We start from the raw sequence: 2,082 nt of genomic DNA on the forward strand, positions 1-2,082 counted from the left end.
TGATTTTAAACCATCCTAATTTTCCTTCAGTCTTGTCTTATGGTACTTTGGCTGCTTAAAAACTGTCCGGAGTATTGTTTCATGGAATACGTTCTTATCCACATATCCTGCTTTTAGCCATTGCTGTATTAGTTTACTTGCAGGAAAATTTCCAATTCGACCTATTAGAAATTCGTGGTTGATGTTGTCGAAGCATCCTTTAATGTCGGCATCTACTACCCACTTTTTCTTCTTGTTGGGACGAACAGCATTGAATATTTTCTCTGCTGCGTCATGGGTGCATCTGCCAGGGCGGAATCCGTAGCTAGCGCGTTCAAATTGTGCTTCCCAGCATGGTTCTAGCGCGTTTAATACGATTGCTTGGAGGCATCGGTCTATTAGCGTAGGAATTCCTAGTGGACGCTTCTTTCCATTAGGCTTTGGTATGTACACCCGTTTGGTTGGTAGTGGCTTCCAGGGGATGAATTTCTTGAGGGCATCCACCAGAACTCCTCTTCCTTTTGGGTTGAGAACTACCAATCCGTCAACGCCTGGAGTTTTCTTGCCCTGATTCTGTTGTGTACACCTCCTTACAGCCAGGTATATGTTCGACAGCGATTTCATCAACAACCGCTGAAGATTTCGGACTGTCTTCCAGCGTCCTTCACGAGTAGCCTTGAAGATTCGCTGTCTCAGGTTCTTAACTACACGATTGGCTTTGCGCCAGTTGATGGCTTGCCATTGAGTGTCGTTCTTGTCAGTTACGTTTACGGCTCGATGAGTCATATCTAACTTTTCCTGACAGGTTCAGCCCCGTCTCATTGAACTTCAAGAGATTCACCTGTCTTCCGTCTGCACCCTTTCGGGTTGGGTATCTCAGGTTTCTACCTGCCCTATCCGTCGAGTTATAGGCTTGTGCCTTTTTCCTCTGGACTTTCGTCCTGACGGCATTCGCTTCTGAAGACATCCCTCACCCGCTAGGGAGTTAGAGTCACCTTACGGTTTCTTTACTACTGCGTTGGAAATTAGGCAGTAGACCCTATCGGGGTTATCTCGTTCCGCACCAGATGGAGATACAACTAATTCGGTGTCCTGCTTTACTCCGGGGACTAGGCGCTCACATAATCCACCTAATTCTTTGGATTATCTATTGTCCCTACACTCCTGTTTCAGTCACTTTCCGAAGCTCGGCTTAACGAAGCGTCATCGCAGGTTCGCTGTTGCTACACCTAATTAGTTTTGCCCTTGCCTCCTTTTTGGACGTGACTTCCTACTTAGGTTCGGCTTCTTTCCTGAGCTATGAGACACAAGAATTGCTCCTTATGCCCCCAGGAAATGGACACTGGCATTTGAGCGCTTGCCAGGGGAGTATTTGAGTTTCCCACTCTCTCGTGCGGCTTCGATTCGCACAACCAGGTTGCCGTCGTATGGAGCCAATTCGCCTTTAACTTTCACATGACGCACTATTGGAGTGTCGGCATGGTTTAGTAACCGAAGAGAGTTTGACCCTTCTTTCATGGTTGCGAATACCCAGTTATCACCGTTTATTGGGTGCCAATATCTTTTTGATACCCATTCCCCGTTCTTGTTGGGGTGGCGGTGTTTTGCCCAAGTTCTTAACTTTTGGTACATGAGGTTATCAATATCTGAGTAAGCCTTCTTACTTACTACAGTCGCATAGTAGTTTGCCCATCCCCGGATAATTGGGTTTAAATGGCTGATTAGCGCCGCTTGCGGTGCTGCCTTGTGGGCTTCTACAACTCTAGCGATTTGGTCGTAGTGTACCTTTTGCTTTTGTTTACTTGGGGTGATGATTGTCTTAAAACCTTGTTTCGAGTGATACTTTCCTATAGGGAATTGTTGTATTGTGAAACCAAGGAAATCAAATCCTGGTTCTTCTTGCTCATACCGTTTAAGGGTATGGGCAAGCCTCGTTTTGCTAGGTTTTAATTCCAGACCCATGCCTTGTAACCATTCGGAGATAATCTCTTTGCATCTTTGGACAACGGATATATCTTCGTGGAGAAGTCGGGTAAAGGGATTACATCGCTGTAACCCCCTCCCCTCAAAACCGGACTTGTACCTTTGGGCACATCCGGCTTA

General features: G+C 46.3%; 2 protein-coding genes. Both read right to left on the reverse strand.

All coding sequences use genetic code 11. From position 1 onward, the window contains the following. Positions 1-15 precede the first annotated feature (15 nt). The gene (locus QUB24_RS33275) at positions 16-765 is read right to left on the reverse strand and encodes a reverse transcriptase N-terminal domain-containing protein (RefSeq protein WP_333157846.1); all 750 of its coding nucleotides are present in this window, start codon (positions 763-765) and stop codon (positions 16-18) included. A 534-nt stretch (positions 766-1,299) separates the two neighbouring features. Further along, positions 1,300-1,941 carry a group II intron maturase-specific domain-containing protein gene (locus tag QUB24_RS33280; protein WP_333157848.1) on the reverse strand — a complete coding sequence of 214 codons (642 nt, stop codon included), beginning with the start codon at positions 1,939-1,941 and terminating at the stop codon, positions 1,300-1,302. Positions 1,942-2,082: the final 141 nt, after the last annotated feature.

It is taken from the genome of Microcoleus sp. B9-D4 (assembly GCF_036705105.1).
Lineage (GTDB): Bacteria > Cyanobacteriota > Cyanobacteriia > Cyanobacteriales > Microcoleaceae > Microcoleus.

Excerpts from the sequence above, each read along its gene's own strand:
- QUB24_RS33280 (WP_333157848.1), bottom strand. The coding sequence starts at position 1,941 with ATGGGTCTGGAATTAAAACCTAGCAAAACGAGGCTTGCCCATACCCTT.
- QUB24_RS33275 (WP_333157846.1), bottom strand. The coding sequence starts at position 765 with ATGACTCATCGAGCCGTAAACGTAACTGACAAGAACGACACTCAATGG.